The 5,179-nt window shown below is 71.7% G+C and carries 5 protein-coding genes; 1 reads left to right on the forward strand and 4 read right to left on the reverse strand.

Features of this window, described 5'->3' with window-relative positions:
* Positions 1–84 precede the first annotated feature (84 nt).
* Positions 85–1,059, forward strand: a complete 975-nt coding sequence (locus FNH08_RS44015; RefSeq protein WP_152777120.1) for a GNAT family N-acetyltransferase — start codon at positions 85–87, stop codon at positions 1,057–1,059.
* Here FNH08_RS44015 and FNH08_RS44020 read toward each other — a convergent pair.
* From FNH08_RS44020 to FNH08_RS44035, 4 genes are all read right to left on the reverse strand, one after another.
* A complete protein-coding gene (locus tag FNH08_RS44020; protein WP_322726427.1) occupies positions 999–2,150 on the reverse strand; it encodes an ABC transporter ATP-binding protein in 1,152 nt (383 codons plus the stop codon). The two genes, FNH08_RS44015 and FNH08_RS44020, sit on opposite strands and share 61 nt — an antisense overlap.
* Positions 2,147–3,265, reverse strand: coding sequence for an ABC transporter ATP-binding protein (locus FNH08_RS44025; protein ID WP_152777121.1), 1,119 nt, complete (start codon positions 3,263–3,265; stop codon positions 2,147–2,149). The genes FNH08_RS44020 and FNH08_RS44025 overlap by 4 nt, the downstream gene beginning before the upstream one ends.
* Entirely contained in the window at positions 3,258–4,226 is a 969-nt protein-coding gene (locus tag FNH08_RS44030) for an ABC transporter permease (protein WP_152777122.1), read from the reverse strand. Before FNH08_RS44030 ends, FNH08_RS44025 begins: the two co-directional genes overlap by 8 nt.
* Positions 4,227–4,233: 7 nt before the next feature.
* The coding region (locus FNH08_RS44035; protein WP_152777123.1) for an ABC transporter permease at positions 4,234–5,179 on the reverse strand (946 nt) is incomplete at its 5' end.

The following is a 5,179-nucleotide window of genomic DNA, read 5'->3' on the forward strand; positions in this document are numbered from 1 at the left end:
GTGGAGGAGGGCGGGTTCCGCGGTGAAGGGAAGGGAAAGAAAAGTCCGTTGCGGTACGGGTGTTCGCCCCCCGACAGTGAACCCATGACGACACCTACCCCCCTCCCACCCGGCCTGACCGTGCGCCCGGCCACGCTCGACGACGCGGAGGCGGTGCGTGTGCTGCTGAACGAGGTCGACCTGGCGGAGATCGGTCGCGCGGACACCGGGCTCGCCGAGGTCCAGGCGGACCTGAAGCATCCCCAGGTGGACCTGGAGCGCGACTCGTGGCTGATGTTCGAGGGGGAGCGGCTGGTCGCGTACGGGCTGGTGTGGGACGACTCCGGCGGTGAGCGGATCGACATGGACCACTACACGCTGCCCGGCCGGACACAGGGAGCCCTGCACCTGTTCGACCTGATGGAGACCCGTGCGGCGGAGCGGGCGGGCGGCAACGGGGCCGAGCGGGCCGTGGTCCACATGCACCTCAACATCGGTCCCACGATGGACCTGGACGCGCTCCGCGGGCGGGGGTGGCGGGCCGTCCGTCGCTACAACGTGATGGAGCGGTCCCTCGACCGGGAGGCCGATGCGTCGCCGTCGCCGCCCGACGGAGTGACCCTGCGTTCCTGCCTCGCCGAGCCCGACCGCCGGCGTGCCCACGCGCTGCTCCAGCAGTCCATGGTCGACCACTTCGACTTCCAGCCGCGTACGTACGAACAGTGGCTGGACGACATCGACGGCGGGTCCGCCGACTGGTCACTGGTCTGGATCGCGCACGTCGACGGCCTCGGCGACGCGGGCCTGCTGCGCAGCCACAACGACCGTGCCTCGATGGCATGGGTCGGCAACCTCGCCGTCCTGAGCGAGGCCCGGGGCAAGGGGCTCGGCAGCCACCTCCTGCGCCACGCCTTCGGGCACTACGCGGCGCTGGGGCGCGACCGGATCGGCCTCGGCGTGGACACCGACAACAGCAGCGGGGCCCTCGCACTGTACGAACGGCACGGCATGACGCTCGACTACGCCGTGGACACCTGGGAGTTGACCCTTCCCGTCCCGCCCGGGGCCGTCAGCGGGTAGTGGCAGGCCGTGTGGCGGCCCGGGGACGTCTCCGTCAGGCGGGGGCGTTCCACCGCGCACCGTTCCCGGGCGTACGGGCAGCGGGTGTGGAACGCGCAACCGGCGGGCTTGGCCACCGGGTTCGGTACGTCGCCGGTGAGGACGATGCGTTCACGGCGTTCCGTACCCGGGGCGGCCGTGCCGTCGGCATCCGCGGTGTCGGGGGTGCCGTCGGCGTCGGCGGTGTCGTCGATGTACGGGGCCGCTGACATCAGTGCCTCGGTGTAGGGGTGGGCGGGCGCCGCGTACAGCGCTTCCGTCTCCGCGAGTTCGACGACCTCGCCCAGGTACATCACGGCGATCCGGTCCGACACATGGCGGACCACCCCGAGATCGTGGGCGATGAAGACGTACGTGAGCCCGAACTCGTCCTGGAGGTCGGCGAACAGGTTCAGCACCTGGGCCTGGATCGACACGTCCAGGGCGGAGACGGGCTCGTCGGCGACGATCAGCTTCGGGTCGGTGGCCAGCGCGCGGGCGATGCCGATGCGCTGGCGCTGGCCGCCGGAGAACTCGTGCGGGTAGCGGTCCAGATGGGCGAAGGCCAGTCCCACGACGTCGAACAGTTCGGACACCCGGCGTCGGATCGCGGCGGCGTCCCCGTACCGGTGGACGAGCAGCGGCTCGGCGACGATGTCCCCGGCCCGGCGCCGCGGGTTCAGCGAGGCCTGCGGGTCCTGGAAGACCAGTTGCATGCCGGGGCGTACGGGGCGCAGTCGGCGCGCGGAGAGGTTGGTGATGTCCCGGCCGTCGAACTCGACCCGGCCGCTCGTGAGTTCGGTGAGCCTGACCAGGCAGCGGCCGAGCGTGGACTTGCCGCAGCCCGACTCGCCGACGACACCGAGGGTTTCGCCCCGCCGCACCTCCAGCGAGACTCCGTCGACGGCCCGCAGGACCTTGCCCGCCCGGTTCCGGCCCTGGTTCCACGGCAGCGCGTCGGTGCGTACGGGGTAGTACTTGGCGACGTCCGTGGCGCGCAGCAGGACGTCACCGCCACCGTCACCGTCGGGGTGGGCAGGGGCGGCCGGTGGTGTGGTGTTCTGTGTGGTCACGGGGCCATCTCCCTGTCTGCCGCGTCTGCTGAGTCCGCCGGGTCTCCCGGGCCTGCCTGGTCGGCCGGGTCCGCCTTGGCCGTCCGGGTCGCGAGCCGGACGGCTGTCCGGTCGTCCGCCGGCAGCCAGCACGCGTCGCGGTGCGCGGCCTCGCCGGGGTGCCCGGACAGTGCCGGGCGCTCGTCGCAGCGGTCGTGACGTGCCGGGCAGCGCGGGGCGAACGCGCACCCGCCCTCCAGGTCGCCCGGTGACACGGGCATGCCCGCGATGGTGGGCAGTCGCCGCAGCCGGGGACCGCCGACGCGCGGCACCGAGTCGAGCAGTCCCCAGGTGTACGGGTGGCGCGGGCCGTGGAACACCGAGCGGCGCGGGCCCTCCTCGGCCACCCGGCCGCCGTACATGACCAGCACCCGGTCGGCGATCTCCGAGACCACGCCCATGTCGTGGGTGATGAGGACGACGGCCGAGCCGCGCGCGTTCAACTCCCGCATCAGGTCCAGGATCTGGGCCTGGATCGTGACGTCGAGCGCCGTCGTCGGTTCGTCCGCGATCAGCAGCGCGGGGCCGCAGGAGAGGGCCATCGCGATGACCGCGCGCTGGCGCATGCCGCCGGAGAACTCGTGCGGGTAGGCGTTCACGCGTGAGGCCGCGTCCGGGATGCCGACGTCCGACAGCAGCTCGACCGCGCGGGCGTGTGCCGCCTTCCGCGACACCCGCTCATGGGCCCTGATCTGTTCGGCGATCTGCCAGCCCACGGTGTAGACGGGGGTGAGCGCGGTCATCGGGTCCTGGAAGACCATGGCGATCTCCCGGCCCCGGACCGAGCGCAGCTCCTTGTCGGGGAGGGTGAGCAGATCCCGGCCGCGGAAGCGGACCTCGCCCGAGACGGTGACGTTCCGGCTGGTCAGCAGGCGCAGCACGGCCAGCATCGACACGCTCTTGCCGGAGCCCGACTCGCCGACGACACCGAGGATCTCGCCGGGGGCGACGGAGAGGGAGAGACCGTCCACGGCGGTGACCGTGCCGGTGCGGGTACGGAACCGCACCCTCAAGTCGCGTACGTCCAGCAGGGGTTCATCAGGCAGCGGTACTTCAGGCAGGGGTTCATCAGGCATGGCGGGCCCTCGGATCCAGTCGCGCGTACAGGACGTCCACCAGCGCGTTGGCCAGCACCACGAAGAACGCCGCGTAAAGGACCGTCCCCATGATCACGGGCAGGTCCAGGTTCTGGAGGGCGTCGAAGGTGAGCTTGCCGATGCCGGGCAGGCCGAACACCACCTCGGTGAGCAGGGCGGCGCCGCCCACGAGCGCGCCGAAGTCCAGGCCGAAGAGGGACACGATGGGGATGAGCGAGCAGCGCAGGGCGTGCCGGACCAGGATCCGGCGCTCGGAGATCCCCTTGGCGCGGGCCGTGCGGACGTAGTCCTCGTTCAGGGCGGTGATGATCTCGCCGCGCAGCAGCCGGGCGTAGATCCCGGCGTACAGCACCGACAGCGTCAGCCACGGGAACAGCAGGTGCAGCGCCCACTGGCCCACGTCCTGGCTCGGGCCGACGTACCCCGGTGGTGGCACCCAGGAGAACACCGTGCCGTGCAGCTGCTTCTGGGTGATCAGGTTGACGACCTCGCCGAGCCAGTAGGCGGGCAGCGAGACACCGACCACGCCGACCAGCATGATCAGCGGGTCGACTGCCGTGCCGCGCAGGGTCGCCGCGGCCGTGCCCATGAGGATGCCGACCGCCATCCAGATCACCGCCGCTCCCACCACCAGGGACAGGGTCACCGGTGTCGCCTGCACGATCTGCGGGATGACGCGGGAGCCGCGGTTCACGAACGACTCCAGGTCCCGGTCGACCAGCAGGTGCCGCATCATCAGCAGATAGCGGATCGGCAGGGGGCGGTCGAGGCCGAAGGAGTGGCGGACCTGGGCCAGGGTGGCCGGGTCGGCGTTGCGGCCGGCGATGCGCGCCGCGGGGTCCACGCCGGGCGTGGCGAAGAAGATCAGGAAGACCAGCACGCTGATCGCGAACATCACCAGCAGGGCCGACAGGAAGCGCCGGACGGCGAAGTACAGCATCCGTTCCTCACACCCCTCCGCGCAGCCGGGCACTCGGGTCGAGCGCGTCCCGCACGCCGTCACCGAGGACGTTGAGCGCCGCGGTGGCGACGGCGATGAGCAGGCCGGGCGCGATCGTCACGGCGGGCCGGGTGTAGAGCAGCCCGAGGCCGTCCTCGATGATCGTGCCCCAGCTGGCGTCGGGCGGCTGGACGCCGACGGACAGGAACGACAGGGCCGACTCGGTGAGCATGGCCAGCGCGGTCATCAGCGGGACGAAGACGATGGCCGTCGGCAGGACGTTCGGCAGCACCTCGCGGCGCAGGATGCGTGACGTCGGCGCGCCCGAGCCGATGGCCGCCTGGATGAACTCCTTGTTGCGCAGCACCATGACCTGGCCGCGCAACGGGCGGGCGATGTACGGCACGTAGATCGCCGCGATGATCACGATCGGCAGCCAGAGGCTCCCCGCGTCCACGGTGAGCGGCCCCAGGCGCAGTCCGTCGGTCAGCAGGACCACCGACAGGCAGATGGCCAGCAGGTACACCGGGAACGCCCAGATCACGTCCAGGATCCGGGAGACCACGGCGTCCACGACCCCGCCCGCGTAGCCCGCGACGATGCCGACGGCCCCACCGATGACGACGGTCAGCACGGCCGCCGTGACGCCGATGAACAGGCTGGTGCGGCCCCCGTACAGCAGGCGGGCCATCACGTCGCGGCCCTGGTTGTCGGCGCCGAGGAAGTAGTGGCCCGGGTCCCAGGTGGGGCCGATGGGCGTGACCCCGAGACCGAGCCCGGTGCTGCTCGGGGTGAGTACCGGCACCGTCTTGCCGTCCACCACGGTGGTGCCGGAGACGTGGGAGCGGAACGGGTCGGTGTGGGCGAGATGGTCCGCGTACAGCGGCGCGCACAGGCACACCACCACGACGAGGAGCAGGACGACGGCGGCGGCCGTCGCCGACCGGTTGCGC

The organism is Streptomyces spongiae, assembly GCF_009377185.1.
Taxonomy (GTDB): domain Bacteria; phylum Actinomycetota; class Actinomycetes; order Streptomycetales; family Streptomycetaceae; genus Streptomyces; species Streptomyces spongiae.

Excerpts from the sequence above, each read along its gene's own strand:
- FNH08_RS44025 (WP_152777121.1), bottom strand. The coding sequence starts at position 3,265 with ATGCCTGATGAACCCCTGCCTGAAGTACCGCTGCCTGATGAACCCCTG.
- FNH08_RS44015 (WP_152777120.1), top strand. The coding sequence starts at position 85 with ATGACGACACCTACCCCCCTCCCACCCGGCCTGACCGTGCGCCCGGCC.
- FNH08_RS44030 (WP_152777122.1), bottom strand. The coding sequence starts at position 4,226 with ATGCTGTACTTCGCCGTCCGGCGCTTCCTGTCGGCCCTGCTGGTGATG.